Raw genomic sequence first — 25321 nt, forward strand, 5'->3', positions numbered from 1 at the left:
AGCTTTGGAGAACCGGATGATCGATCACGCAAAGTATGAAACCGATACACCGCATGAGGCCTATTACGGTCTGCCAAAGAGGGTGGAGTTCTGCCGCAGTTGCGTCATCTCCAATCAGCGACCCAATTCCACCATCGAGCAGAAGCACACGCGCGAGACCAAAAAGGAAGTGATTGCCTTCAAGGATGGTATCTGTGACGCGTGTCTGACCAAAGACTGGAAGCAGAGCATCGACTGGGCCGAGCGCGAGAAGGAACTGGAGGCATTGCTAGCACCACACCGCAGCAATGGCGAGCGCTACGACGTACTTATTCCGGGCTCGGGTGGCAAGGATAGCTTCATGCAGGCCCACCTGCTCAAGTACAAGTACGGCATGACCCCGCTGACGGTGACCTGGGCCCCCCATATCTACACTGATTGGGGTTGGAAGAACTTCCAGTCATGGATTCACGCTGGCTTCGACAACGTGCTGATTACGCCCAACGGCCGCGTGCACCGTCTTCTCACGCGCCTGTCGACTGACCGCCTACTGCACCCTTTTCAGCCCTTCATCATCGGGCAGCGCCACCTGGCGGCCAAGATGGCGGCCAAGTACGATATCAAGCTCATCTTCTACGGCGAGAGCGGGGCCGAATATGGCAATTCCTCGGCGCACAACAAGAGCTCGCGCCGCGACATGCAGGAGTTCGAGTACTTCACTATGTCCGACGATTCCGACGTGTACCTGGGCGGTACCTCGTTCAAGGAGCTCAAGCAGGACTTCGACTTCAAGGCGCAGGACTTCGAACCCTACCTGCCGATCGACCCGCAGTTGTGTGACGACAAGGGCATCGAGGTGCACTGGCTGGGCCACTACGTGAAGTGGCATCCGCAGAGCGCGTACTACTACGCGGTGGAGCACGGCGGTTTCCAGGCTGCGCCCGAACGCACGCTGGGCACGTACTCAAAGTACAACTCCATCGACGACAAGATGGACGACCTGCACTACTACACCACCTTCATCAAGTTCGGCATCGGCCGCGCCACCTACGATGCTTCGCAGGAAATCCGCTCGAGCGACATCGATCGTGATGAAGGCGTGGCGCTGGTGCGGAAGTTCGACGGCGAATACCCAGCACGCTTCGAGAAGGAGTTGTTCGAGTACCTGTCGATCCGCGAGAACGAGTTCGGCAAGGCGATCTCGTCCAAGTTCAAGCAGCCGGTGATGACGCGCGAATACTTCGACAGGCTGTGCGACGAGTTCCGCTCGCCGCACTTGTGGAAGTACGAGAACGGCCAGTGGAAGCTGCGCCACACCGTCTTCAACCCCTGAGCGAGCACGCCGGTTTCAGGCGTGTTGGAGGCGGAAGAAAAGCTGACCGTCGAACGGCGAGGTCGAAATCGCGCCCGTGGCGTAGTTGACCGACAGCCGCTCGACCACCCGCAGGCCCGAGCTCTGGAACAGCCCGGCCATCTCGCCCGGCGTGAACAGGTGGCCCGAGGAAGGCACCGACTCGCTGCCGATTTTCCACTGGTAGTGCACGTCGCCGCGCTTCTCGTTGAACGCAACGGCGTCCAGCATGCGTCGCTTCCTCACGTTCCAGCGCCCGTAGGCTAGCCGGTTGTGGCGATTGTTCACGTCTAGCAGTATGGATCCATCCGGCGCCAGTTTGGCCTTGAGCAGGCCCAGTGTCTTCAGTCGCACTGCAGAATCGGCCATGTGCCCGAACACGTTCCACAGCACGGTGACGGCGGAAAAGCCGCTATCCGCCAACCGGTCCAGCTCGTCGCCGAACAGCTGGTGCACTGGAAAGCCGGTGGTCTTGCGGCACAGCGCAGCCATCTCAGCGCTGGGCTCTATGGCGACGACGTCGGTGAGCTGATGCTGCGAGGCTATCTTGTGTAGCCGGCGGCCATCGCCTGAACCCAGGTCCAGTAAGCGTGCACCGGGCGAGATGCGGTCGATGATGAGCTGGTCTACCGCATTAAGGTAGTTGCGGTAACGACTACTGTACTCCGCATACAGTGGCGCGATGGTGTCGTAGGCCTTGAGGGTGTTGGCTTGCGTTTCGGTCACCACGCTGTCCACCCTCCGTCGATCAGCATGTGCTGGCCGGTGATGTAGGCCCCCTCGGGCGATAGCAGCAGCGAAACCATGCCGGAGATGTCGTTCTCGGTGCCCATGCGGCCCAGGGGGGTGCGCTTGTTGTAGCGCTCCAGGAATTGCGCGTTATGGCCGCGCTCGATGCCGCCGGGCGAAACCATGTTCACGCGCACTTTCGGCGCCAAGGCTGTCGCCAGCCAGCGGGTGGTGGACAGCATGCCGCCTTTGCTGGCAGAGTACGCCGCAGGGTTGGTCATGTCCGTTCCTTCGTACAGACCCCAGTCCGGGCCCACGGCGCTGTACATCGTGCCGATGTTGACGATGGACGCGTCGTCGGACTTCTCCAGTAGCGGGTGCAGTGCCTGCGTGAGGAAGAAGGGTGCCAGCAAGTTGACGCGCATCACCTTCAGCCAGGCCTCGTAGCCTTCCTGCGCGAAGGGCACGCCCCAACCGGGCGCGTCGTCGTAGAAGGCGGCGTTGTTCACCAGGTAGTCGAGCTGGCCGAACGCGGATTCGATCTGCGCGCGGATGGCGGCAAAAGACTCCGGCTGCATCAGGTCGGCGTCGATGAAGCGGTGGCCGCCGGGGTGGGCGGCTTCCAGCTCGGCGGCGAAGGCGCGGCCCGCATCCGCGTTCTTGTCGAGCACGGCGATGAGCACGCCGCGGCCGGCGAGCTTGCGGGCGATGGCTCGGCCGATGTGGCCGGCACCGCCGGTGATGGCGGCAACGTAACGCGTCATGGCTGGCCCTTTCCGGCCGGATCGAACGGATGGCTGAGCAGCAACCCGGCCAGGTGGATGTCGTAGTAGGTGTCGATGTCCAGCGCCCGTTCGGGTGGGATGATGACGTGGCCCACGCGGCCTTCCATCAGGCGCGCGCAGCTCTGGATGTAGTTGGCATCGCCGACATACACGCAGGTTGTCACGTCGTACATCTCGGGCACGTCCTGCCGGCGCACGGCGGCTGAACCGGGGATAGCAATGTGGATCAGGCCCTCTGAATCCACCGTCACCATGTTCAGATGCGGGTTCCGATGGGCCGGACTGATGCTGAACAGTATGTCGCAAGGATGCGTGCGGAAGCGCTCGACGGCGGCGTCGATGTCCTGCGGGGCGCGCAGTGGAGACGTGGCCGGCAGCGAGATGAAGGGCTGCGTATCGGCGCCCTTGAAAAGTTCGGGGAAGCTGTCGATGGCGTGACGCCAGGCGACGATCTCAGGCGTGGTGTCGCCGGCGAAGGCGGCGGGCCGGTCCAGCACCTCGGCGCCATGTTCGCGCGCGGCTGCCGCGATCTGTGCGTCATCGGTGGAGACCACGACGCGGCTCACGGACTTGCTCGCCAGCGCGCCAGCGATGCTGTGCGCAATCAGCGGCTTGCCGGCGACCCGGTAGATGTTCTTGTTCTTCACGCCCTTGGAACCGCCGCGGGCGAAGATGAAGGCGGTGGCGCTCATGGTTTCATTTCCTGGCGGGTGCCGGTATCGCTGGCGCGCTTGGCGAGGTCGACGATCCGCAGCACCTTCTGCGCGCTGTCGACGTCGGCCCAGCCTTCGAAACCCGCTGTCTGGGGATACACCGGCTGGTAGCCGGGCAGGGCTTTGCTGAAGAATAAGTCGAACTGGCGCAGGTAGATGTCGTTGCCGTTGGGCAGCTTTGGCGCCTCCAGCGCGAGGCCCTGGGGTTGCTCCGGCGTGATCAAGCGGAGTTCTTCCTTGATCAGGTCGGCCATCAGCGTGCCCTTGCTGCCCACGACCTGCACAGCCATGTTGGCCACACGCTGCAGGAAGTCCAGTTGCAGGCTGACGCGCTTGTCCGAGTATTCGAGCAGGACATGGGCCGAATCTTCGACGTCGATCTCCAGTGGGCTGAGGCGCGCGCGGCTGCATTGCAGCGAGGCCGGCCAGCCGAACAGCCAGGTGGTGTAGTCGATCTCGTGGCTCAACTCCAGCAGGGCGCCGCCGCCCAGCTTGTTCTGGCCGCTCACGCCCTGGCGGTAGTCGCTGCCAGGGCGCCAGTCGGGCAGGTACTGGCCGACTTCGACGCGCGCGGTGTGTACCTGGCCCAGGAAGCCATCTGCTATGTATTGCCGGATAGCGTGCAGCGCGGGCAGGAAGCGGAGTACGTAGCCGACCATCGTGAAGCCGCGCGAGGCGCTGCACAGCGCGGGGAAGTCGCCCAGGTCATCACCGCGCGCCGCGAGCGGCTTCTCCAGGAACATCGGGATATGGCGCTGCGCGAAGGGCCGTGCGTTGGCGACGTGCTCGCTGGCGGGGGAGGACACGAGCACCGCGTCGGGCGCGAAGCCCAACGCGGCTTGCAGGCTACCGGCTACTTCGTCTGCGCCCTCGGGCACCTCGCTGTCAGGCGCCGTGTGTTGCCGCCAGACGGCGATGCGGGCGTTCGGCAGCAGGCTGCGCGCGTTGCGTAGATGGCGCTTGCCGATGCTGCCCAGGCTGATGCACAGGATCCTCGGGCTAGTGGAAATCGGACCAGAGGATGGCTTCATCGTGTTGCTTGTCGCGGCGCAGCTTCAGGCCCAGCACCTTCTCGATCTCGAACGGCTCCACGGCGCCCTGGGTCCATGGCCGTTTGACGCCCAGCATGGCTTCGGTAAGGGCGATGCCGGCTTTCAGCGCCGGTACGGCACAGACCACACTCTTGCGGATCAGCGGGCGGTTGGCTACCTCGGCTGGAACCGGGCGCTTGACACCATCGCCCAGGCTGGCGCTGGCATCGCGCACGGCGGCGACGAAGGTCCGCAGTTCCCCGATGTCCAGGGAGGCCTGGTGGTCCGGGCCCGGCAGGTTCTTGTCCAGCGTGTAGTGCTTCTCGATCATGGCAGCGCCCAGGCCTGCGGCCACCGACGCGACCACGTGGCCCAGCGTGTGGTCGGAATAGCCTACGGGCACATTGAAGGCGTCGCGCATGCTCACCATGGCGCGCAGGTTGGCCTGCTCCGCCGGGGCGGGGTATTCGGACAGGCAATGCATGAGTGCCAGCTCGCGCGTGCCGACCTGGCCGATCCAGTCGACGGCGTTGGCCACCTCGCCCAGATAGCTGGCGCCGGTGGACAGCAGCAGGCCGTCGAACTTGCGGGCCATGTGCTGCAGCAGCGGCTTGTTGCTGACCTCCGGCGAGGGAATCTTGACGGTCTTGCAACCCAGCCGGTCGGCCAGGAAGTCGACACTGCTGTGGTCGAACGCGGTGCACAGGAAGCCGACGCCGCGCGACTTGCAATAGTCGAAGGCCTTGGCCAGCCATTCGTCGGGCAGCTCCAGCTTGCGGGCCATCTCCAACTGGCCGTCGCCTTCCCCGGCCTTTTTCTGGTAGTCGGTGGACGGCGCCAGGGCGGCGATCTCCTCCTCGGCCTTGAACCGCTGTAGCTTGATGATGTCGAGTCCGGCGGCGATGCCTTCGTCGATCAGGCGGAAGAGCATGTCCTCCTGCCGGTTGTGGTTGACGCCGATCTCGCCGATGACGATACAGCGTTCACCCGGCCTGAAGCCAAACTGCTTTGATACGAAATCCATGCCTTCCCCTCAAGGGCGCCAGAAAACGATTTTCTCGGCGTCGGGTGGCGACCCCTGCAGCTCGTGCCACAGGGTCGCCATGGTATTGTAAGCGAGGGGGTCCACGACTCTCTTGCCGATATGGAAGGTGGCCGTAGCATTGGCGTTGCTGCGCTTGAACAGCAGTAAAGGGTCGTCTACCGAAGCAGTGCGGCCGCCAGTCATGTTGAGGAACTCCACGCCGCCTTCTGCGAGGCCGCGAGACATTGCGAAAAGGCTCAGATTACCGGCGCCAAGTCGGGCGTACTCCGTCAGGCTCGCACCCAGGTGGTACAGGCCCGAGCGGCCATGGGCTACGGCCATGGAGGCTGCGACGAGCCTGTCGCCTGCGAACGTGCCAAATAGCCGCAGGCCCTGCGCACCGAGGTTCAGCAGTTGCTCCCAGTAGGCGTCGTCGTAGCGGAAGAACACCGGCGCCTGATTCCGCTGCATTGTTTCATCGTACAGCGCGCGGAAGGCCGGCAGATATCTCGGCATTGGTAACTCACGCGCCGCCAGCCCCTCGCGCTCGGCCTTTCGCAACATGTTGCGCGTTTTAGAGCCTAGCGACTGCAGCAACGCCTCCGTGGTTGTCGGCAACTGCGAGGCCGCCAGAGTGCGGTTGGCGATCACCGTGGTGCCGGGGTGGGCAAAGCCCTCGTTGCGGTTGAAAGGGCTGAAGCGCACGAACTCCGCGATGATTTTCTGCCGCGCCGTGTAGGCGTCGAATGCGGCCCAGGCGGCGCGCAGGAAGGCCGCGTCGGCTGTGGTGGCGATGGGGCCTGTATAGCCGTAGATCCCGGTGATGTCGAAGTAAGGCGTGGCCTTGCCACCCAGCGTCACCGGCGTCAGCAGGAAAGGGTAGAGGAAGTGCGCACCACTCTGCTCGAAGTGCCACAGCAGCGGCGATGAGCCCTGAATGCGCAGGGCGTAGGCCAAGTGGTATTCGGGCAGGTAGGTCGCATCGACCTCGCCCAGCGGGGCCAGCGCCTCGCGCCAGCCGTCTCGCTCGCTCGCGGGGATCAGCCTGTCCATGGTTCAGCGCAGTCCCAGCGGGTCGACGAAGTGCTTGGCCAGCAGGCGCTGGCGGTCCCAGGGGTGCTTCAGGCAGTCCAGGATGCGCGTGACGGTGTCGGGTTGAACGTATGGGTTGCGGCCGTCTAGGCCTGCGCGGAAGGCCGGATCGGTGGCCTCGGCGATGGCCGCCGCGATCGCGGCCGGCTCCAGTCCGCAGTTCACCACGTTGTCGCCATGCACACGGCCCTGCTGCCGCGGCCCGATGTTCACCACCGGCAGCCGGAAGCTCGCGCTCTCCCACATGCCGCTGGAGGAATTGCCAATCATGTACCGCGCCCGGGCCATGGCGGCGTAGTAGTTCTGCGCGCCGAGGGCCTCGTACAGCCGGACATGGGGATGCGCGGCCGCATAGTCGCGGAACTTGGTGAGGAACAGCTCGCTGGCCGCGTCCGGGTTGGGTGCCGTCAGCACCACGGCGTTGGTGATGCCGTCTAGCGCCTGCAGGAACACTTCCACCTGTCGCACCGGCGCGGCGGTGTCGAACGAGGTGGGGTGGAAAGTGGCCAGCACGAAGGGCTCGCCGGGTTTGAGCCCCAGGCGGCCGTGGATGTCGGGCGAGGCCTGTGCATAGTCGGCCAACGCCGTCAAGGCCGGCTCGCCGGTGGCGATGACTCGCCACGCCTCCTCGCCCATGCGCAGCAGGCGGTCGCGGTGCTCGGGCAGTGCCGTCAGGTGCAGGTGCGACAGCGTGGTGAGCGCGTAGCGCGTCTGGTTGTCGGCCGAGCCCTGCGTGATGTCGCCGCCGGAATGGTGAACGACGGGTATCTGTAGCATCGAAGCCACCGACACCACGGCCAGCATCTCCCAGCGGTCGCCGATGATGAAAACATAGTCGGGCCGCTGCTCGGTAAGGATTCGAGTGAACTCGGCCGTGGCGCGCGCGAAGGCGGCCGCCAGTTCGGCGGGCGTGTCGTCCGTTTCGCGCAGGAACGTCGTGACGGCATGCAGCGGCAGCCCATCCGCTTCGATCTGCTGCAGCGTGTTGCCATAGCGCGCCAGGGCGTGGCTGCCGCCGGCGACTAGGCGCAGGTCGATGGCCGGGTCCGCCAGCGCCGCCAGCGCCACCGGCCGCAGGCTGGCGTAGTCGGAGCGGCTCAGGGTGACGAAGCAGGCCGAGGGCATGTCAGCGTGCCGTCCGGATGAACTGGCAATGGAATTCCTCGATCCGCTGGTTCGCAACCACGTCCGTGCGCTGGACGCTGTCGATGGCTTTCGCGTCGAACCAGGCGCCGAACATCGGTGCAATCTCTTCACGGGTGAAGAAGTGCGAAACGCCCATGCTCTTGCAGGGGCCCTCGGGAATATCGTCGTAGGTGCCGGGCTCCAGTTGCCGGCCGGTGCCGTAGCCGGTGCAGCCTGTACCCCAGAGCTTGCTGTAGAACAGCGCGCCGGGCTTGAGCACGCGGGCGATCTCCGCCAGGGTGGCGCGGATCACGCTGGCGGTGTTGGCGTACAGCGCGAAGATGTCCACGGCAGCGTCAAAGTGGGCATCGGGCCAGGGCAGGCTGCTGAAGTTGCCCACGCGCAGGTCCGGCGCCGGCGCGGGGATGCCCGCGTTCTCGTGCGCGATCCGGGCGCGGGCGATTCCTATGGCGGAGGGCGACACGTCGATGCCATGCACAGCGAAACCTTCGCGGTGCATGAACCACAGGTTGGCGCCCGGGCCGCAGCCGACCTCCAGAACCTTCACACTAGCCTTGTTGGCGTCGCGCCAGTTGCGTCCCATGAAGCGCACCAAGTCTTCCGGCGGGTAGCGTCCCCAGGCTCGCGTGCGGAATTTCTCGTCCCAGTGCCCGGTGTAGTCCGCAGGGGTCATGCATTCACCAGGTCGCGAACCTTGAACGAGTCGAGGTAGATGTCGCGCCGGAAGAAGGGCTTGACGTCGCGGAAGATCACGGCCGGCGCGCGCTTGGCCACTTCGGCCTGGAACGCCGCGATCCGCTCGTCGTAGCCGAGCTTGGCGACCTTGAAGGTCGAGGGCAGGCGCATCACCGCGTGGTCGGCCAGCACGGCGTCGGGGCTGACGATGCCCAAGTCCTTGCATTCCCTCCAGATGGCGTGGTGTGCCTCGGTGTGGTTGTTCCAGCGTTCCGAACCGATGGGCGTGGGGCACTCGGAGGTGACGAAGCTGTTGCCGTTGGCGTCGACCTGGCCGCTGTAGATGCCGGCCGAGGCTGTGCGGTAGGTCTTGCCCTCGGGGTCGAAGTTCTGCAGGTAGGTGAAGTCCTTGATGTGCTCCGCCTTGGTGATCAAGGTGGCGAACAGCATCGGCGTGCCCGACACGTGGGTGCTGGTGTCGAAGTCGAAGCCCAGCAGCGAGGCCAGGGCCTGGGTGTTGTCGTTGGTCCAGACGATGCGGTCGGCATCGATGGTGTGGCCCTCGGTCTTCAGGCGCAGCTTGCCACCCACGGCTTCGATGGACTGGATGCCCTGGCCCAGGCACATGGTGACACCGCGGTCCTCCAGCCATTTCTGGGCTCGCACGCACCAGCCACGCATTGCCTCTCCTGTGTCGGGATAGATCGAGACGAAGTCGTCCACTTTGCCCAGTGCCTTGCGGCGTGCGGCCAGCACCGAATCCAGAAAAGGGTCGGACGCCTTGAGCGCGATCATCTCCGCGTCATCCAGATGCTTCAGGCGGCCCAGTGAGGTCTTGGACAGGGCGTCGGGTTGGGCCTCGGTGGCGTCCAGGTTGTATAGGTTCTTGAAGATGCCGGCGAAGATACCTCCGGCGGTCGCTCCGTAGCGCGCTTCGAGTAACTCATGCAGGTTGCGGTGCGCTGGGCCCTTGCCGGCATTGGGCGAGAGCGCTTGGAGTTCCGCCGTGATGCGTGCTTTGGTGTCGGCGGGCAGCGAAGCCAGGTCCGGCAGTGAGAAGCCATCAGTGCGCAGGCCGTTGAAGGCGCTCACCGAAACGAAGTCGATGGTACGGACCTTGCCCTCCATGATCTCGGTGACGTTGTCGGCCAGTGCCTGCGGGATGCCGTCAAACATATGAACGCCCTTGTCGACCGAAAAGCCCTTGAGCTTGGCCGAGTAGGAGATGCCGCCAAAAAAGGGCTCTCGGTCGATCATGTAGATTTTCGCCCCCGGTTCTTGCAGCAGCTGCAGAGTGTCGCAATAGCCCCGAAACCCGGCCCCAACGACCACGTAAACCTTACCCATAAAAATCGCTCCATGTGGCGGCGCTTTGCCGCTGCCGAGAATAACCGTGGCTCGGTGGGGAGGAGTTGATACGCATCAGCCTGCGCCCGATAAGCTCAGCCGCTTGAAGCTGCCAAAGTACGCTTGGCGCGTTCAAGGTCGTCGTGGCGGCCAACGTCGATCCATTCGTCTTCGAGGGCAAATACGCCGATCTTACGGCCTTCACCGACCAGCGACAGCAGCAGGTCGGGCATGTCCAGGACCTGCTCCTTGGGAATGCGCGGCAGCGTCGATGGCGAAAGCACATAGATGCCGGCGCTGATCAGGTTGTCGTAGACGGGCTTTTCGACGATCCCGTGTAGACAGCCGTCACGCATTTCGATCACTCCATAGGGTACTTCCACGCGGTGGGCGCGGGCGCAGACCGTGGCGGTGTAACCGCCATCGGCGTGGAAGTCGACCAGACTACCGAAGTCTAGCCCGGTGAGGATGTCGCCGTTGGTCACCACCAGCGGGTGCTGATCACCCGGTGGCAGCAGCGAGAGCGCGCCGGCCGTGCCAAGGAACTCTTTTTCCTTGACGTAGCGGATGCGGCAGCCGAAAGCGCTGCCGTCGCCAAAGTAATCCTCGATGATGTGACCGAGGTAGTTGATGGCGAAGGTGAACTCGCGGAAGCCGTAGTGCGTGAGGCGAAGCAGGATCCATTCGAGGATGGGTTTGCCACCCACGGGCACCATGGGCTTTGGCATGTCTTGGGTAATTGGCAGCAGCCGCTTGCCCTTGCCGCCCGCCATCACCACCACATGATTGGGACGTTCGCCATGCTGCAGGCCTAGCAGGATGTCATGTACGGCGATACCTGCCACCGAGCCCTCTGGCGTCACTAGCGGTACTTGCTTGATCTCCAGCAGATGCATCGCCTCAAGGATCTTCTGGCGGGGCGAGTGTGCCGGCAGCACGTATGGCTGGCGGTGCATGATTTCGTGCACAGGCGATTGCAGGCCGTGCCCTCGTAGCAGGCCACGGCGCACATCGCCGTCCACGACGGACCCGGTCAGCTTTTCGGCGGCATCCACCACCAGCACGATCTTGGCTTGGGCCTGGTCCAATACCTGGATGGCCTGCAGGACCGAAGCGCTCTCGGGCAGCATATTCTGTCGGGCGTCCAACTGCATCGCATTAGCCTCCGATCAGTGAAAGGCCCAGCTTGACGCTGGAGGGCAGGCTGATGAGGCGCTTCGCCAGCGATTCCGTCCGGGTTAAATCGCTGCGGGGGTGCTCTTGATACATGGGCAGCATGTGCAGTGGCTGCCAGATGGGCCGGCATTGCAGTCCGACGTCGTGCAGGGCCTTCAGGGTGGTATCCAGCCACCCCTCGTCGGGCTGGTCGGCGACCATGCTCACAAGCCAGTAGTTGCTCTCAGTGTCCGGAGGGGTGGGCAGGATGCGTACCCCTTTCATTCCCTCGAATGCGCGCATATACGCGGCCGCGAGAGCTCGCTTTGCCGCGAGGAAGCGTGGTGCTTGCTCCAGTTGGGCCACGCCCAGGGCGGCATTGAGGTTGGGCATGCGGTAGTTGTAGCCCACCTGGTCATGCAGAAACGCCCACTTGTGTGGCTGTTTGGCTGTGGTCGTCAGGTGCTTGAGGCGCTGGTACAGATCTTCGTCGTGCGTGGTCACTGCACCACCGCCGCCGGTGGTGACCATCTTGTTGCCGTTAAAGCTAAAGACAGCCGTATAGCGACTGCCCACGGGGCGGCCCTCCTGTGTCGAGCCCAGCGCCTCGGTGGCGTCCTCTACCAGCATTAGGTTCCATTCGCGTGCGATGGCCGCCAGCTCTTCCAGGCGGCAGGGATGGCCGAAGATGTGGACCGGCATCATTGCGCGAATGGGCCGCCCAGTGAGCTTGTTGACGGTCTGGTTGCCCTGGCGCGTTGCGATCTTCTCGAGGTGGGTGATCAGGGTCTGCGGGTCCATGCCCAGTGAGGTTTCCTCCACGTCCACGAAATGCGGCACTGCACCCGCATGAACTACGGCGTTAGCTGTTGCCACGAAGGTCAGGGCGGGAATGATGACCTCGTCGCCTGGCTGGATACCCAGCACCATCAGGGCCGCGTGAATAGCGCAGGTGCCATTGACGACGACCACGGCGTGCGGTGCATTACAGAAGGCTGCCAGATCCTTCTCGAAGCGATTGACGAATTCGCCGACCGACGACACCCAGCCCTCATCGATGCAGGACTTGACGTACGCATTCTCGTTACCAACGAACAGCGGCTCGTGCAGCGCGACGGGGCGTGGAGCCTCGCCGACGACCGCCGAGACGGCGGCGATGATCTCAGACGACATAGCGCTGGACGTCATGGTAGTGACTACGGTTGACGGGGTTGGCGAACCATTCGAGGCTGCGAGCGAAGCCCAGCTTCAGACCTTCACGGTCGGCCATGGCGCTGCGCCAGCCAATCAGGGCCTGCGCCTTGGTCGGGTCGCAGACCAGGCGTTCCACCTCGCTGGCGGAGGGACGCAGACGTGCCTCGTCGGTCTCGACTTCCAGCGGCTTGCCGGTGATCTCGGCGATCAGCCGCACCGAGTCTGCGATGGAGATTTCGTGTCCGCTGCCCAGGTTGATCACTTCGCCGACGGACTTGTCGCTGTCGAGCACGGCGATCAGGCCCGACACGGTGTCGGTGACGAAGTTGAAGTCGCGGGTGGGCGTGAGCGCGCCGAGCTTGAGCGAGGGCGCATCGCCAAGCGCCTGCAGCATGATGGTGGGTAGCACCGCGCGTAGGCTCTGGCGCGGGCCGTAGGTGTTGAATGGGCGGGCAGTTGCCACCGGCGTGCCGAAGGCGCAGAAGTAACTGTGCGCCATCTGGTCTGCGCCGATCTTGCTGGCTGAGTAGGGCGACTGGCCGACCAGGCGATGAGTTTCCGAGATCGGGACTACCTGCGCGGTTCCGTAAACCTCGGATGTGGAGGTGTGTACTACCTTGCCGATACCCAGGTCACGAGCGGCTTGCACCACGTTCAGGGTGCCGGTCACGTTGGTATCTACGTATGACGATGGAGCTGAGTAGGAGTAAGGGATGGCGATCAGCGCAGCCAGATGCATCACCGCGTCGCAATCGCGCATTGTTTCTCGCACGGAAAATGCGTCCCGCACGTCGCCCATTACCAAATCAATCTTGGCACGGGTTGCTGGCTGGAGTGTGTCCAGCCAGCCGTAGCTGCCAAAAGAGTTGTACATGCCCATGGCCCTGACTTGGCGGCCCTGGGCGACCAGGGCTTCAACGAGGTGCGAACCGATAAAACCTTCGGCGCCAGTGACCAAAATGTGCTGAAACTGTGTCATGGGAAGCTGTCTGCTCTTGCTCTTAAGCAGGTACTATACAAGCCCATCTCCATAGAACTTTGATAACCGCTTTGGCTGGCATTCGCATCATTCCTCGACTTGATATCAAGGGCTCCAATCTGATCAAGGGTATCCACCTTGAGGGGCTTAGGGTCGTAGGCGACCCCCACGCATTCGCTTTGGACTACTACCGCCAGGGTGCGGATGAGTTGGTTTTTATGGATATCGTTGCTAGTCTGTATCAGCGCAACAACCTTGCAGAGATTATTAAGCGGGCAGCCGATCAAATTTTCGTGCCAATCACCGTGGGTGGTGGCATTCGCTCTTTGGATGACGTGCACACGATGCTGCGTTCGGGCGCTGACAAGGTCGCTATCAATACTGCGGCCGTGGCAAGGCCTGAACTGATCACTGAAGTATCTCAACGCTTCGGGGCGCAGTGCATGGTGTTGTCGGTAGAGGCAAAGCGCAGGGCTGGTGGGGGGGGGTGGGAAGCATTTATTGACAACGGACGCGAGCATACCGGGTTGGATGTGGCTGAGTGGATTGTGCGTGCCGTCGCTCTTGGCGCTGGTGAGATCATGCTCACGTCGGTTGACCAGGAGGGTACACGCAAAGGTTTCGATGTGGACCTTGTGCGAACTGTTGCAGCACTAGTCAAGGTTCCCATCATTGCTAGCGGTGGTTATGGGCAGCCCGTTGATCTTGCCCTGGCAGCGAAGGGGGGGGCTTCTGGGTTGGCTGTCGCTGACGCGTTGCATTGGAAGCGTACCTCCGTGCGTGCACTGAAAACTGAAGCGCGCGCTGCCGGGCTGGAGGTCCGGCTGTGATTGCCCCTGAAGTAACTGTCATCGACTACGGTATAGGTAACCTGCTCAATGTTGTGCGTGCATTGCAGCGTTGCGGGGCGGCGGTGACTGTCATAGACCGGGCCACGCAGATCAGAGATTTGCCTGATCGCCTTGTGCTGCCGGGAGTAGGCGCCTTCATTGGTGGAATGCAAGAGATGCGCCATCGCGGTTTTGATGACTTGGTCAAGCGTTTTGCCGATACTGGTAGGCCTTTCTTGGGCATATGCGTTGGCGCACAGATGTTGTTTGAGGCTGGTGAAGAGTTTGGTGAACACCCGGGTTTGGGTTTGATCCCTGGCCGTGTACAGCCGGTACCTGAGATGACGCCGACTGGTGTTGCACACCGCATTCCCCACATCGGGTGGAGCGAGTTGTATCGGTCGCCTGCTGGTTCGGATTGGGCGGAGTCGCCGTTGGCCCGTGTGCCGGAGGGGGCGTCCGTGTACTTCGTGCATTCATATGCGCCGGTTCCTGCTGAGGATGCGCACCGCTTGGCCGATACCTACTACGACGGCGTTCGCATCTGTGCTGCGGTTGGCAAGGGCAATGTCTGGGGTTGCCAATTTCACCCCGAGCGCAGTGGTGAAAGTGGTTTATGCGTGCTGCAGTCTTTTATTGCACTCTGAAGGCAGTTCGCACGTGCAGTTGTTTCGTTCTACCTTGCCTTTGTTCGCGGCTGACTTGGCGCTAACGCTGCTGGCTTGGTGGGGGGCCTTCTGGCTGCGTTTCAACCTGGATATTCCAGATGAGTTCATCCAGCTGGCGTTGTTAGCGAGTCCGTGGTGTTTGGTTGCCTATACGGTGGGGCTTGCATCAGCGAGAGTCCATCGACAAGTCTGGAGCTATATTGGCTTGTCTGAGTTGCGTCAACTGGTTATTGGCATTGGGCTAGGCGCTTTGCTTGTGACAGCAGGTGTGGTCATGCTGCGTTTGCCAGCTTTCCCTCGTTCCATTCTGTTGTTGCAGCCGTTGATTGCTTTGGTGCTTCTGGGGGCTGCGCGGGCCGGTTGGCGTACTTTGGTGGAGCGGCGGCAGGGGGGTAAGCACGGTAAAGCTGTGCTGATACTCGGCACATTGCAAGAGGCTTCGGATGCATTGCGCGCACTCAAGGGGTCTTCTCAATGGCATGCCGTCGGAATTTTGTCGCCACAGAAGGCTGATATTGGGCGTGCGTTGCACTCGGTCCGTGTTTGGGGGGTGTCGGAAGGCATGGTGCAACTGGCCGGATCGATGGATGTGAGGGCCTTGCTTGTTGCGAGCCAACCTGGCTCCGCAGGGCGACAGGAGATGTTGTTGCGCGCGGCTGATACAGGCATTCCATTGTTGACACTGCCACGGCCTGACGAGTGGATCAGAAATGATGGCACGGCTCCTCGCAAACTGGAGCTTGAGGACCTCTTGGGGCGTATGCCTGTGCAGTTGGACGTTGCTGGTCTGGCGGACCTGTTTTCAGGTCAAACAGTGTTGGTCACCGGGGCGGGAGGGTCTATCGGCTCGGAATTGTGCCGCCAGATCGCGCGCTTCGGAGCTCAGTGCCTGGTGTGCGTGGACGTGTCGGAATTCGCAGTCTATCAATTGGAGCAGGAGCTTCGCGAGGCGCATCCCCAAATGCGAGGCGTTTACTACACGGCAAACGTGCGCGAGCCCGAGCGGCTATCGGCTATCGCGCGCAAGCATCGGCCTGTAGCCTTTTTCCATGCTGCTGCGTACAAGCATGTGCCACTCATGGAGCAACTTAACGAGATTGAGGCGCTTCGTACAAATGTCGCTGGCACGCTTCATTCAGCACGTGCAGCAGGAGAGTGTGGTGCCAGTCGTTTTGTCATGATTTCTACTGACAAAGCAGTCAATCCGACAAACGTGATGGGCGCTAGCAAAAGGCTGGCCGAGCAACTGGTGCAAACTGTTGCGTCGAGGTATTCGGGCACGCAGTATGTCTCGGTTCGGTTTGGAAATGTTCTGGGTTCAAGCGGGTCTGTCGTGCCATTGTTCACACGCCAGATTGCAGAGGGTGGGCCCGTCACAGTCACTCATCCTGATATCGTTCGATTTTTTATGACAATTCCTGAGGCGGCCCAATTGGTGCTGCAAGCAGGGCTCATGGGTCGTTCGGGACAGATCTATGTGCTGGATATGGGAGAGCCTGTAAAAATAGTCGAATTGGCCCGCATGATGATTCGGCTATCAGGAAAAGCGGAACAAGACGTTCCTATTGTGTTTACGGGTCTTCGTCCTGGCGAAAAGCTGTATGAGGAATTGCTAGCGGATGACGAGACTAGCGTAGCGACCCATCACCCCAAATTGAGAATTGCCAAGACATCGAACGGACATGATATTGATTTAAACGCAGTCCTGTCTTGGATTGAAAATGCAGGGCCGGAGCCAGATGAAGTTCGGGTGCGAGAATGGTTGCGTAGCCACGTGCAGGAATACACGCCAATGCGCTAGCTGTCTTCTGGTGAAGATAGTCATTGGTTGTTGCTACTGCGCAATCCCCGTCCTCTCCAGCACATCCCCCACCAACTCCAGCCGCACCAAAGGGTTGTCGAGTTCCATCAGCCGTTGCTTGAGTTCCAGCGGGACAGGCAGCAGCTCGCACCAGCGATTGGACACCCAGCCGCAATCGTCAAGTTGGGCGTCTGTGGGCGTGATGGCATTGGGGGTTTCGGGGTCGCGTTGTTGGAGTGTGTGAAGCACCTGCGCCAGAGCAATCGCCGCCTTCTTGAGGTCTTCGGGGACGGGCACGGGGAGGTCAGGGGCCATGTGGTTCACGTCTGCGGTCCATAGGCCGTAGGGCAGGTGATGGCGCTGGGTAATGCGAAAACGCTGGCTGGCGCGGCAGAGCAGGGTGATCAGGCCTGGCTGGGGATGATCCAGTTGCTCAATGATGGCCAGGGTACCGACATCGTTGAAACGCTCTTCTGGCGCACCCGCTTGGCGCACTTCGTGGCCGTGGGTCAGAGATACCACGCCAAAGGGGGCGCCTGCTTGGTGGCATTTGCGCACCATGTCCAGGTAGCGCACCTCGAACACTCGCAGCGTCAGCACGCCGCCCGGGAACAACACGGAGTTCAGCGGGAACAGGGGCAGAGATGACAGTGTGAGGGACTGGGACATGACCGTGGTGAGGCGCCTGGGCCCGCTATCATCCCACGGAGCAACCCGCTTTCAGTGCCGCCACCGGTTTTTGTTCCGCCTGCCTCTTATTCACCCATGCTCTTCCAGATCGCCTCTTTCCTGCTCGACGTTGTTGGTGGCTTGCTCACGGGCGCGTGTTTGCTGCGGCTGTACATGCAGTGGCAGCGTGTTCCGTTTGGCAACCCGGTGGGGGGGCTCGTGTTTGCCCTGACGGACTGGTTGATCATGCCGCTGCGCCGGGTCATTCCTCCGGTGGGGCGCTGGGATGTGTCCAGCCTGGTGGCCGCTGCGCTGCTGCAGCTGGCGCAGTATTTCCTGCTGACTTTGTTGCTTGGCGCGGCATCGGCGTGGGCCTGGTTGCCGTGGTTGGCCCTGTGTGGCCTGGCGCGGGTGGCAGTGTCAGGGCTGATTGGCCTGTTGATCGTCTACGCGGTGATGTCGTGGGTGCAGGCGCGTTCGTCGTTGTCCGACGTGATCGCCAGACTGTGCGAGCCGGTGCTGCGGCCCTTGCGCAGGATCATCCCGCTGGTGGGGGGAATCGACCTCTCGCCCTTGGTGGCCCTGGTGCTGCTGCAGGTCGTGATGATTGTGCTGGGCCATGTGCAGGCCAGCGTCATGCGTTGAACGGGAGAGTCCAAAAAATGACTCTTCCGCGCAATAGGTAAGCTTTTTTAGCTATCAATTGAGGAGCAAATGGCCGTGCAAGTCGCGCAGGCCATTGATCCCATCAGGCGTTACATCACTGCGTCAGCCGGCAGGCGCTGCAGCATGGCCAGGCTGCTGGACACGGTGTTGCGCAGTTCGCGTCGGTCACAGATGAAGTCCACAGCACCCTTGGTCTGCAGGAATTCGGCGCGCTGGAAGCCTTCGGGCAGGGTCACGCGCACGGTGGATTCGATCACGCGGGGGCCCGCAAAACCGATCAGGGCCTTAGGCTCGGCGATCACGATGTCGCCCACGAAGGCGAAGCCAGCGCTCACGCCGCCCATGGTCGGGTCGGTCAGCACGCTGATGTAGGGCAGGCCCTTCTTGGCCAAGCGGGTGAGGGCCGCGTTGGTCTTGGCCATCTGCATCAGCGACAGCAGGCCTTCCTGCATGCGTGCGCCGCCGGTGGCGGTAAAGCAGATGAAGGGCACCTTTTGCTCGATGGCGGTTTCCACGCCGCGCACGAAGCGCTCGCCCACCACGGAGCCCATGGAGCCGCCCATGAAGTCGAACTCGAAGCATGCGGCCACCACGTTGATGCTCTTGACCGCACCGCCCATCACGATGAGGGCATCGGTCTCGCCGGTGTTCTCCAGTGCTTCCTTCAGGCGTTCAGGGTACTTGCGGCTGTCCTTGAACTTGAGAGCGTCCACGGGCAGCACTTCCTGGCCGATCTCGTAACGGCCCTCGGCATCCAGAAACGAGTCCAGGCGCGCACGGGCGCCGATGCGGTGGTGGTGGCTGCAGTGGGGGCAGACGTTCTGGTTGTGTTCCAGGTCAGCTTTGTAGAGCACCGTTTCGCAGCTCGGGCACTTGATCCACAGGCCTTCGGGCACCTGGCGGCGCTCGGTAGGGTCGGTTTGCTGGATCTTGGAGGGCAGAAGTTTTTCGAGCCAGGACATGGTGTTTTCCTCTTCAGTGGCGAGATCTGTCAGCGCAGCCGGTAGGCGTTTGGGGACAGGTCTTGAGTGAAATGAGGGCGCGCACCATGCGGCGCGCGCCGGGCAGCATTATGCGTCGAGTGCTTTACGCACACCACGCAGGAAGTCCACGGTGAGGGGCACCACCTTGGCGTGCTCCTGGTCTTCGATCAGCTGGATGATGCGACTGCCGATGACCACGGCGTCGGCCACCTTGCCGATGGCCTGGGCAGTGGCGGCGTCGCGGATGCCGAAGCCCACACCCACGGGAATGGTCACATGCTGGCGGATGCGGGGCAGCATCTGCTCCACAGCCGCCGTATCCAGCGCGCCGGAGCCAGTCACGCCCTTGAGTGACACGTAGTACACATAGCCACTGGCCACGCGCGCTACCTGGGCCATGCGTTCATCCGTGCTGGTGGGGGCCAGCAGGAAGATCAGGTCCATGCCGTGCTCACGCAGGCTGGCGGCAAAGGCTTCGCATTCTTCGGGCGGGTAGTCCACGATGAGCACGCCGTCCACGCCCGCCGCAGCAGAGTCGCGCACAAACGCGCCTTCGCCGTGCTTCTGGTCGTAGCGTTCCACGGGGTTGGCATAGCCCATCAACACCACGGGTGTGGTGCTGTTGCGCTTGCGGAACTCACGCACATGGTCGAGCACCTGCGTCATGCCAATGCCCAGGCTGAGGGCCTTTTCGCCCGCCTTCTGGATCACCGGGCCATCGGCCATGGGGTCGGAGAAGGGCACGCCCAGTTCGATCACGTCGGCACCTGCCTCGACCATGCCGTGCATGAGCGCGGGGGTGATGTCGGCGAACGGGAAACCGGCGGTCACATAAGGAATCAGCGCCTTGCGGCCCTGCGCTTGCAGGGCAGAGAAGGTGGATGCGATACGGCTCATTTATTTCACCACCTTGATGGGTTGCTCGCCACCCTTGACGGACTGCCCCTGGCAGCTGGGTCGGCAGTAAAAGTCGGCGCCGCTCAGGTCGGCCACGGTGCCGATGTCCTTGTCGCCTCGGCCCGAGAGGTTGACCAGGATGGACTGGTCTGGGCGCATGGTTTTGGCCAGCTTCATGGCATAGGCCATGGCGTGGCTGGATTCCAGCGCGGGGATGATCCCCTCGGTGCGGCACAGGTAGTGGAAGGCGTCCAGCGCTTCCTGGTCGGTGATGCCGACGTATTCGGCGCGGCCGATCTCCTGCAGCCAGGCGTGCTCGGGGCCCACGCCGGGGTAGTCCAGGCCCGCGCTGATGCTGTGGGTTTCGGTAATCTGGCCGTTGTCATCTTGCAGGATAAAGGTGCGGTTGCCGTGCAGCACGCCCGCGCTGCCTTTTTGCAGCGATGCCGAGTGTTTGCCCGATTCCAGTCCTTCACCTGCGGCCTCCACGCCGATGAGGCGCGTCTTCTCGAACGGGATATAGGGGTGGAAGATACCCATGGCATTACTGCCGCCACCCACGCAGGCGATGACGGCATCCGGCTGGTTGCCCAGTACCTTTTGCTCTGCCAGCATGGCAGGCATCTGCGTGATGGCTTCTTTGCCTATCACGCTCTGGAAGTCGCGCACCATCATCGGGTAGGGGTGCGGGCCTGCCACGGTGCCGATGATGTAGAAGGTGTTGTCCACATTGGCCACCCAGTCGCGCATGGCCTCGTTCAGCGCGTCCTTCAGGGTCTTGCTGCCCGACTCGACAGGCACCACGGTGGCGCCTAGCAGCTTCATGCGGTACACGTTGGGGCTTTGGCGCTTGACGTCCTCGGCACCCATGTAGACCACACATTCCAGGCCGTAGCGCGCGCAGATGGTGGCGGTGGCCACGCCGTGCTGGCCTGCGCCAGTCTCGGCAATCACACGGGGCTTGCCCATGCGCTTGGCCAGCATGGCTTGGCCGATCACGTTATTGATCTTGTGGGCGCCCGTGTGGTTGAGGTCTTCGCGCTTGAGGTAAATCTGCGCGCCACCCATTTCGCGGCTGGTGCGTGCGGCATGGTAGATGGGGGAAGGACGGCCTACGAAGTGCTTGAGCTCGTACTCGAACTCGGCGAGGAAGTCCGGGTCGTTCTGGTAGCGGGCGTAGGCCTCGCGCAGTTCTTGGATCGCGTGGGTCAGCGTCTCGCTGACAAAACTGCCGCCGTAGGGGCCGAAATGGCCCGATGCATCAGGTTGCTGATAGGAATTCATGGGGGTTCTTTGCAAGTTGGGCATCGGCCGCACGCACGGCGGCGATGAACCGTTGGATTTTTCCGGCGTCCTTGATGCCCTTCAGGGGGGCGCCATCGGGGCTGTTGGGGTCGGTGGCTTCGACGCCGGAGCTGACATCAACCGCCAGCGTCTTGCAACGCGGGCGGACTTGCAAAATGCCATCGGTCACGTTTGCAGGCGTGAGTCCACCAGACAAAACGAGGTGAGAGCTGACGCTTGGTGGAAGGAGTGACCAATTGAATGCCTTGCCGCCGCCGCCATAGCCTTCGACATGCGCGTCGAGCAGGATGGCCTGGGCGTGAGAATAATCGTGCGCGTATTTTACGAGGTCGAACCGGGCGGCACCATCACCCAGAGGAATGCGTGCGGCACGCAGGTAGGGTCGTGCGCCCTGGCCGGTGGCGGCGAGGCAGTCTTCGGGGGATTCATCGCCGTGAAACTGGATGGTTGCGCCTGCTATCAAAGCGCTTGCAGCTATCACATTTGTAGCTGATTCGTTCACGCAGAGCAGCACGGGGGTCACGAAAGGTGGTAACCGCCTGGCCAGCTGTGCTGCGCGCGCGGGTGTGACGGCACGGGGGCTTGGCGCATACAGCACGAAACCGATCGCGTCGGCGCCGGCGTCCACCGCCGCATCCACGTCTTCCTCACGCGTCAGGCCGCAGATCTTGATGCGGGTACGGGCGGGGGGGAGGGGGTGGTTGTCTTGGGCTTTCATGGCAACCAATCATACGCAGCCGTGCGCTGGGGCAGGCCCCAGCGGGCGTCGTAGACCGGGCCCTGGAAGTACAGCCCATCTGGCGAAAAGGTGGGCGCCGCAGCGTCGCGTGATCTGGCCGCCAGCACCTGCGCCACCCACTGGGGCGGCTGGTTTCCCTGGCCCACGGCGATCAGGCAGCCCATGATGTTACGGATCATATGGTGCAAAAACGCGTTGGCCTGGAACTCGAAGCGCCAGTAACAGGGGCTCCAGCCCAGCTCTGGGTGGGGCTCGCCCAGGCCTCGGTGGGTGATGTCGATGCGCTGTAGCGTCTTGACGGGCGACTTGGCCTGGCAGGCCGATGCGCGAAACGACGTGAAGTCATGCTCGCCCAGCAGGATGTCGGCGGCTTGCCGCATGGCGCTGTGGTCCAGCGGGTGGTAGACCCAGCCCACGCGGCCAGCATCTACGCTGGGCCGCACGGGAGATTGCAGCAGCACGTAGGCGTAGCGCCGTGCGACGGCGCTGGCGCGGGCATGGAAGTCGTCAGGAACGGGCTGTGCCCACTGAACGGCAATGTCGGCCGGGAGAAAGGTGTTGGTGCCGCGCACCCAGGACGATGCGGGCCGATGCAGCGGGGTGTCAAAGTGCACCACCTGCATCAAGCCGTGCACCCCTGCATCGGTGCGGCCCGCGCACAGGGTGCTCACAGGGTGCGTGGCAAAGCGGCCCAGGGCCGCTTCGAGTTTGTCCTGAATCGTGTTGCCCGACAGTTGGCTTTGCCAGCCACTGTAGGTTTGACCGTTGTAGCTGACACCCAGTGCCACCCGCGTCATGGGGAGGCCTGGGGACGGGGTGGGTAGGGAGGTGCTTGACGAAACGGGCTGCATCAGCCCAGTTCGGCCAGCATGCGCTGGGCGCGGGTCTTGAGCGCGCCGCTGGATTCGGCCACCACCTCTTCGATCAGCGTGCGGGCGCCGTCTGTGTCGCCAATGGCGTTGAACTCTTCCGCCAGCGCCAGTTTGGTGGCCAGGGGATCGTCCTGCGCGGCGGCGGAACCATCGTCAGAGGGCTCGGGGGCGGGCGCTGGGGCCTTGGCTGCAGGAGCGGCCATGGGCTTGCTGGGCGCATTCAGGTCCAGTGACAGTTCGCCCAGGTCGAACTCCATGGGGCCGGAGTCTTTGGCGTCGCCCGTCAGTGGCATGGGGCCGGAGGGCGCCATGCTCAGGTCGTCCGCGCTGGGGAAGTCCAGATTGGCCACCGGCGGGGGCGCGATCATGGAGCTGGGCGCCGTGTCGGGGCTGTTCCAGGCAGCAGGGGGTTCTGCGGAGGGTGGGGGCAGATCCAGTTCCGGGCGCAGCGTCGGGGGCTCGTCGTCGTTGCGGGCACCGGTGGCTGCGGCAGCGGCTGCTGCAAAACCGCCAGGTGCTGCGGGCGGCGCATCAGTGAGTGCGTCGTCAGGCAGGTCCAGGTCGAGATCGAGGTCCAGGTCGGGCGGCAGTGCCGCAGCGGCCGGGCCGGCTGCGCCGGTGAAGGTGCTGGGGAAGCCACCGGGAGGCAGCGATGGAGATTCGTCTTCGCCCATGCCAGGGCGGCCGCCAGGCTGGTACAGGCGGTTGTCGGGTTCCAGGTCGCGGCCCAGTTCGGCAACGCGGGCCCAGTCCGGCCCTTCGCCTTGGGTCAGCTTGAAGACTTCACCTGCCACGGCCTCCAGGGCCTTGCGGTCTTGGCGCTTGGCGTAGATCTCGCCCAGCTTGACGTGCACGGAAACACGGCCTGGGTTGTGGCGGACCGCTTCTTTCAGAATTTCTTCGGCTTGCAGATCGCGGCCATAGGCCAGGTACACATCGGCTTCGGCCACGGGGTCCACATCGCCGCCCGCGTCCAGCTGGCTGGGCGAGTAGGCCATGGAGGAACCGGTGGTCATCTCGCTGTTGGCCGTGTCCACGCGCTGGCCACCGCTGGCGCCGAAGAAGGAGTCGGGCTGGATACGGCTTTCGAGGAAGGAGCTGTCCACCCCATTGTTCTGGCGGCGCCGTTGGATGACGCGGTAGGCGCCAAAACCCAGCAGGCCCGCCAGCACGATGCCACCACCAATCGGTAGCAGTGGGTCGTCCAACAGGCCTGCAAGGAAGCCGGGCTCCTCAGCTGGTGCAGGCACCGGGGCTGGGACGGGCATGGGGGCTGGCGTTGGTGCCGGGGCAGATGCTTCGGCTGCGGGTGCCGAGGCTGCGGCTTCGGCGGGAACCGTGGCTTCTGCCGGGGCGCTGGCTGCAGCGACGGGGGCAGGGGCTTCAGGTGCCGGTGGTGCCGTGGGCGTTGCGGGCACAGCGGGTGCTTGCACTGCCACGCCTGCGGGGGCGCTTGCTGCGCCAGCCGCCGCAGGGGCCGCACTGCCGCCTGCGGCCGACGAGGCGGCACCCAGCTTGTTCAGGTCGGTGATGTTCTTGGACAGCTCGGCCATCCGGGTGGCGGCTTCGCCAGCTTGCTTGTCTTTGGCAACCTGCTCTTCAGCAGCCTTCTGGCCCTTGACGGAGCCCTTGGAGAGCGTGAGCTTGTCCGGAGCGGCTGTTGCGGGCTTTTTGTCTTCGACGCGGGTTTGCACAGAGCCGGAAGCGGATCGCTGCGCCGCAGCCACTTCGGTGGTGGGCGCTGCGCCAGCAAGCTTGCGGCGGAAATCGTTGAAGTCGCGCGCCTGTGCGGCGAGGATCTGGCGCGCCTCGGGGGCGGTGGTGGACTGGGCTGCTGCCTCGTCGGGCATCTGCAGCACGGCGCCAGCCTTGATGCGGTTGACGTTGCCCTGGATGAAGGCATCGGGGTTGGCGCGCATCATGGCGACCAGCATCTGGTCCAGCGACACGCCCGCGGGCTTGTAGGCGTTGGCAAGGCGGCCGGCTGTATCGCCAGCTTGCACGGTCACACCATCGGCAGGTGCTACGCGTGGTGCTGGGGCAGGAGCGGGACGGGGGGGCGCTGGTGCAGCGGCGGATTCGGCAGGCCTTGGCGCGGCGGGTGCGCGCACGGCGGGCGCGGCCTGCACCGCTGGTGCGGAAATTTGGGGTGATGCCGTAACCGCAGGCGCAGGGCGGCGCAGCGCGGGCGGATCGAACAGCATGGTGTAGCTGCGCACCAGGCGGCCGGTGCCCCAGTTGGCGTCCAGCACCAGGTCGAGGAAGGGTTCGTTCACGGGGCGGTCGCTGGTCAGGCGCAACACGGCCGTGCCATCGGGGCGGCGCTGCAGCTGGATCTGCAGGTTGTTCATCGTCTGGGTGTATTCCATGCCCTGGGCGCGGAACACTTCAGGGGCGGCTGCCGTGGCGCGCAGCGTGTCGGCTTCGGCCGGGGTGATCTGGGGCAGATCGATTTCTGCACGCAGGGGCTCGCCCAGGGCAGACTGCACAGTGATGCGACCCAGCGCGAGAGCGGACGCATCGGGGGCGTAAAAGCCGGCCGACACCACGGCCGCAGCCGCCAGGACAGAGAATTTCCAACGATGCATGTTTGCCAACAACTGATGAGGATTTTTTGCGGCTCGGACGAGCGGTGCTTTTTTTGTCATGGTCTGGTCCCGCCCCGGCGCGTGAAAATATGTAAAAAGCACC

The 25321-nt window shown here is 63.4% G+C and carries 24 protein-coding genes; 5 read left to right on the top strand and 19 right to left on the bottom strand.

Translation table 11 applies throughout. The annotated features are described in order from the left end of the window. Positions 1 to 16 precede the first annotated feature (16 nt). The gene (locus tag ACSQ3O_RS07325; RefSeq protein ID WP_436138368.1) at positions 17 to 1312 is read left to right on the top strand and encodes an N-acetyl sugar amidotransferase; all 1296 of its coding nucleotides are present in this window, start codon (positions 17 to 19) and stop codon (positions 1310 to 1312) included. 15 nt (positions 1313 to 1327) lie between these two features. On the opposite strand, the gene ACSQ3O_RS07330 is transcribed toward ACSQ3O_RS07325, so the two are convergent. From ACSQ3O_RS07330 to ACSQ3O_RS07385, 12 genes are all read right to left on the bottom strand, one after another. Continuing rightward, on the bottom strand, positions 1328 to 2056 hold the full coding sequence (locus tag ACSQ3O_RS07330; protein ID WP_436138369.1) for a class I SAM-dependent methyltransferase: 729 nt from the start codon (positions 2054 to 2056) through the stop codon (positions 1328 to 1330). Beyond that, positions 2053 to 2823 (bottom strand): SDR family NAD(P)-dependent oxidoreductase, encoded by a 771-nt coding sequence (locus tag ACSQ3O_RS07335; RefSeq protein WP_436138370.1) that lies wholly within the window; start codon positions 2821 to 2823, stop codon positions 2053 to 2055. The genes ACSQ3O_RS07330 and ACSQ3O_RS07335 overlap by 4 nt, the downstream gene beginning before the upstream one ends. Continuing rightward, entirely contained in the window at positions 2820 to 3536 is a 717-nt protein-coding gene (locus ACSQ3O_RS07340) for an acylneuraminate cytidylyltransferase family protein (RefSeq protein WP_436138371.1), read from the bottom strand. The genes ACSQ3O_RS07335 and ACSQ3O_RS07340 overlap by 4 nt, the downstream gene beginning before the upstream one ends. Next, positions 3533 to 4588: a Gfo/Idh/MocA family protein gene (locus tag ACSQ3O_RS07345; protein WP_436138372.1), complete on the bottom strand. Its 1056-nt coding sequence runs from the start codon at positions 4586 to 4588 to the stop codon at positions 3533 to 3535. The genes ACSQ3O_RS07340 and ACSQ3O_RS07345 overlap by 4 nt, the downstream gene beginning before the upstream one ends. Next, positions 4557 to 5612, bottom strand: a complete 1056-nt coding sequence (locus ACSQ3O_RS07350) for an N-acetylneuraminate synthase family protein (RefSeq protein WP_436138373.1) — start codon at positions 5610 to 5612, stop codon at positions 4557 to 4559. The genes ACSQ3O_RS07345 and ACSQ3O_RS07350 overlap by 32 nt, the downstream gene beginning before the upstream one ends. A 9-nt stretch (positions 5613 to 5621) precedes the next feature. Beyond that, positions 5622 to 6665 (bottom strand): GNAT family N-acetyltransferase, encoded by a 1044-nt coding sequence (locus ACSQ3O_RS07355; protein ID WP_436138374.1) that lies wholly within the window; start codon positions 6663 to 6665, stop codon positions 5622 to 5624. Between the two features lie 3 nt (positions 6666 to 6668). Beyond that, positions 6669 to 7829, bottom strand: coding sequence for a UDP-N-acetylglucosamine 2-epimerase (neuC, locus tag ACSQ3O_RS07360; protein WP_436138375.1), 1161 nt, complete (start codon positions 7827 to 7829; stop codon positions 6669 to 6671). A 1-nt stretch (position 7830) separates the two neighbouring features. Next, on the bottom strand, positions 7831 to 8523 hold the full coding sequence (locus ACSQ3O_RS07365) for a class I SAM-dependent methyltransferase (protein WP_436138376.1): 693 nt from the start codon (positions 8521 to 8523) through the stop codon (positions 7831 to 7833). Further along, positions 8520 to 9872 carry an NAD(P)-binding protein gene (locus ACSQ3O_RS07370; RefSeq protein WP_436138377.1) on the bottom strand — a complete coding sequence of 451 codons (1353 nt, stop codon included), beginning with the start codon at positions 9870 to 9872 and terminating at the stop codon, positions 8520 to 8522. The genes ACSQ3O_RS07365 and ACSQ3O_RS07370 overlap by 4 nt, the downstream gene beginning before the upstream one ends. A 95-nt stretch (positions 9873 to 9967) precedes the next feature. Beyond that, positions 9968 to 11026, bottom strand: coding sequence for a nucleotidyltransferase family protein (locus ACSQ3O_RS07375; RefSeq protein WP_436138378.1), 1059 nt, complete (start codon positions 11024 to 11026; stop codon positions 9968 to 9970). 4 nt (positions 11027 to 11030) lie between these two features. Further along, a complete protein-coding gene (locus ACSQ3O_RS07380; protein ID WP_436138379.1) occupies positions 11031 to 12200 on the bottom strand; it encodes a LegC family aminotransferase in 1170 nt (389 codons plus the stop codon). Continuing rightward, on the bottom strand, positions 12190 to 13200 hold the full coding sequence (locus tag ACSQ3O_RS07385; protein ID WP_436138380.1) for an NAD-dependent 4,6-dehydratase LegB: 1011 nt from the start codon (positions 13198 to 13200) through the stop codon (positions 12190 to 12192). Before ACSQ3O_RS07385 ends, ACSQ3O_RS07380 begins: the two co-directional genes overlap by 11 nt. Before the next feature lie 71 nt (positions 13201 to 13271). Here ACSQ3O_RS07385 and hisF point away from each other — a divergent pair, with 71 nt between their 5' ends. From hisF to ACSQ3O_RS07400, 3 genes are read left to right on the top strand one after another with little or no spacing between them, the layout of a single operon-like run. Then, complete coding sequence (hisF, locus tag ACSQ3O_RS07390; RefSeq protein WP_436138381.1) at positions 13272 to 14030, top strand: imidazole glycerol phosphate synthase subunit HisF; 759 nt, start codon at positions 13272 to 13274, stop codon at positions 14028 to 14030. Continuing rightward, entirely contained in the window at positions 14027 to 14677 is a 651-nt protein-coding gene (gene hisH, locus ACSQ3O_RS07395; protein WP_436138382.1) for an imidazole glycerol phosphate synthase subunit HisH, read from the top strand. Before hisF ends, hisH begins: the two co-directional genes overlap by 4 nt. Positions 14678 to 14690: 13 nt before the next feature. After that, a complete protein-coding gene (locus tag ACSQ3O_RS07400; protein WP_436138383.1) occupies positions 14691 to 16499 on the top strand; it encodes an SDR family NAD(P)-dependent oxidoreductase in 1809 nt (602 codons plus the stop codon). 33 nt (positions 16500 to 16532) lie between these two features. Here ACSQ3O_RS07400 and ACSQ3O_RS07405 read toward each other — a convergent pair whose 3' ends face one another. After that, complete coding sequence (locus ACSQ3O_RS07405) at positions 16533 to 17168, bottom strand: LON peptidase substrate-binding domain-containing protein (protein WP_436138384.1); 636 nt, start codon at positions 17166 to 17168, stop codon at positions 16533 to 16535. Between the two features lie 96 nt (positions 17169 to 17264). On the opposite strand from ACSQ3O_RS07405, the gene ACSQ3O_RS07410 reads away from it, so the two are divergent. Continuing rightward, entirely contained in the window at positions 17265 to 17813 is a 549-nt protein-coding gene (locus tag ACSQ3O_RS07410) for a YggT family protein (protein WP_137746205.1), read from the top strand. A 110-nt stretch (positions 17814 to 17923) separates the two neighbouring features. Here the strand turns inward: ACSQ3O_RS07410 and accD are convergent, their stop codons facing one another. The 6 genes from accD to ACSQ3O_RS07440 form a co-directional block, all read right to left on the bottom strand. Continuing rightward, positions 17924 to 18796 (bottom strand): acetyl-CoA carboxylase, carboxyltransferase subunit beta, encoded by an 873-nt coding sequence (gene accD, locus ACSQ3O_RS07415; protein WP_137746206.1) that lies wholly within the window; start codon positions 18794 to 18796, stop codon positions 17924 to 17926. Positions 18797 to 18904: 108 nt separating this feature from the next. Further along, positions 18905 to 19714 carry a tryptophan synthase subunit alpha gene (trpA, locus tag ACSQ3O_RS07420; RefSeq protein ID WP_137746207.1) on the bottom strand — a complete coding sequence of 270 codons (810 nt, stop codon included), beginning with the start codon at positions 19712 to 19714 and terminating at the stop codon, positions 18905 to 18907. After that, positions 19715 to 20998: a tryptophan synthase subunit beta gene (gene trpB / locus ACSQ3O_RS07425; protein ID WP_137746208.1), complete on the bottom strand. Its 1284-nt coding sequence runs from the start codon at positions 20996 to 20998 to the stop codon at positions 19715 to 19717. Continuing rightward, positions 20976 to 21737, bottom strand: coding sequence for a phosphoribosylanthranilate isomerase (locus ACSQ3O_RS07430; RefSeq protein ID WP_436138385.1), 762 nt, complete (start codon positions 21735 to 21737; stop codon positions 20976 to 20978). The genes trpB and ACSQ3O_RS07430 overlap by 23 nt, the downstream gene beginning before the upstream one ends. Further along, the gene (truA, locus tag ACSQ3O_RS07435) at positions 21734 to 22555 is read right to left on the bottom strand and encodes a tRNA pseudouridine(38-40) synthase TruA (RefSeq protein WP_436138386.1); all 822 of its coding nucleotides are present in this window, start codon (positions 22553 to 22555) and stop codon (positions 21734 to 21736) included. The genes ACSQ3O_RS07430 and truA overlap by 4 nt, the downstream gene beginning before the upstream one ends. Before the next feature lie 53 nt (positions 22556 to 22608). Continuing rightward, a complete protein-coding gene (locus ACSQ3O_RS07440) occupies positions 22609 to 25218 on the bottom strand; it encodes a FimV/HubP family polar landmark protein (RefSeq protein ID WP_436138387.1) in 2610 nt (869 codons plus the stop codon). Positions 25219 to 25321: the final 103 nt, after the last annotated feature.

This window comes from Acidovorax sp. LjRoot74 (assembly GCF_964254355.1).
In the GTDB taxonomy this organism is placed as follows: Bacteria; Pseudomonadota; Gammaproteobacteria; order Burkholderiales; family Burkholderiaceae_C; genus Acidovorax.

Coding starts and splice junctions, on each gene's coding strand:
- accD (WP_137746206.1), bottom strand. CDS start 18,796: ATGTCCTGGCTCGAAAAACTTCTGCCCTCCAAGATCCAGCAAACCGAC.
- ACSQ3O_RS07370 (WP_436138377.1), bottom strand. CDS start 9,872: ATGGGTAAGGTTTACGTGGTCGTTGGGGCCGGGTTTCGGGGCTATTGC.
- ACSQ3O_RS07335 (WP_436138370.1), bottom strand. CDS start 2,823: ATGACGCGTTACGTTGCCGCCATCACCGGCGGTGCCGGCCACATCGGC.
- ACSQ3O_RS07405 (WP_436138384.1), bottom strand. CDS start 17,168: ATGTCCCAGTCCCTCACACTGTCATCTCTGCCCCTGTTCCCGCTGAAC.
- ACSQ3O_RS07430 (WP_436138385.1), bottom strand. CDS start 21,737: ATGAAAGCCCAAGACAACCACCCCCTCCCCCCCGCCCGTACCCGCATC.
- ACSQ3O_RS07365 (WP_436138376.1), bottom strand. CDS start 8,523: ATGACCCCTGCGGACTACACCGGGCACTGGGACGAGAAATTCCGCACG.
- neuC (WP_436138375.1), bottom strand. CDS start 7,829: ATGCCCTCGGCCTGCTTCGTCACCCTGAGCCGCTCCGACTACGCCAGC.
- ACSQ3O_RS07375 (WP_436138378.1), bottom strand. CDS start 11,026: ATGCAGTTGGACGCCCGACAGAATATGCTGCCCGAGAGCGCTTCGGTC.
- ACSQ3O_RS07325 (WP_436138368.1), top strand. CDS start 17: ATGATCGATCACGCAAAGTATGAAACCGATACACCGCATGAGGCCTAT.
- ACSQ3O_RS07340 (WP_436138371.1), bottom strand. CDS start 3,536: ATGAGCGCCACCGCCTTCATCTTCGCCCGCGGCGGTTCCAAGGGCGTG.
- ACSQ3O_RS07385 (WP_436138380.1), bottom strand. CDS start 13,200: ATGACACAGTTTCAGCACATTTTGGTCACTGGCGCCGAAGGTTTTATC.
- ACSQ3O_RS07350 (WP_436138373.1), bottom strand. CDS start 5,612: ATGGATTTCGTATCAAAGCAGTTTGGCTTCAGGCCGGGTGAACGCTGT.
- ACSQ3O_RS07410 (WP_137746205.1), top strand. CDS start 17,265: ATGCTCTTCCAGATCGCCTCTTTCCTGCTCGACGTTGTTGGTGGCTTG.
- trpA (WP_137746207.1), bottom strand. CDS start 19,714: ATGAGCCGTATCGCATCCACCTTCTCTGCCCTGCAAGCGCAGGGCCGC.
- ACSQ3O_RS07345 (WP_436138372.1), bottom strand. CDS start 4,588: ATGAAGCCATCCTCTGGTCCGATTTCCACTAGCCCGAGGATCCTGTGC.
- ACSQ3O_RS07355 (WP_436138374.1), bottom strand. CDS start 6,665: ATGGACAGGCTGATCCCCGCGAGCGAGCGAGACGGCTGGCGCGAGGCG.
- ACSQ3O_RS07440 (WP_436138387.1), bottom strand. CDS start 25,218: ATGCATCGTTGGAAATTCTCTGTCCTGGCGGCTGCGGCCGTGGTGTCG.
- ACSQ3O_RS07380 (WP_436138379.1), bottom strand. CDS start 12,200: ATGTCGTCTGAGATCATCGCCGCCGTCTCGGCGGTCGTCGGCGAGGCT.
- truA (WP_436138386.1), bottom strand. CDS start 22,555: ATGACGCGGGTGGCACTGGGTGTCAGCTACAACGGTCAAACCTACAGT.
- trpB (WP_137746208.1), bottom strand. CDS start 20,998: ATGAATTCCTATCAGCAACCTGATGCATCGGGCCATTTCGGCCCCTAC.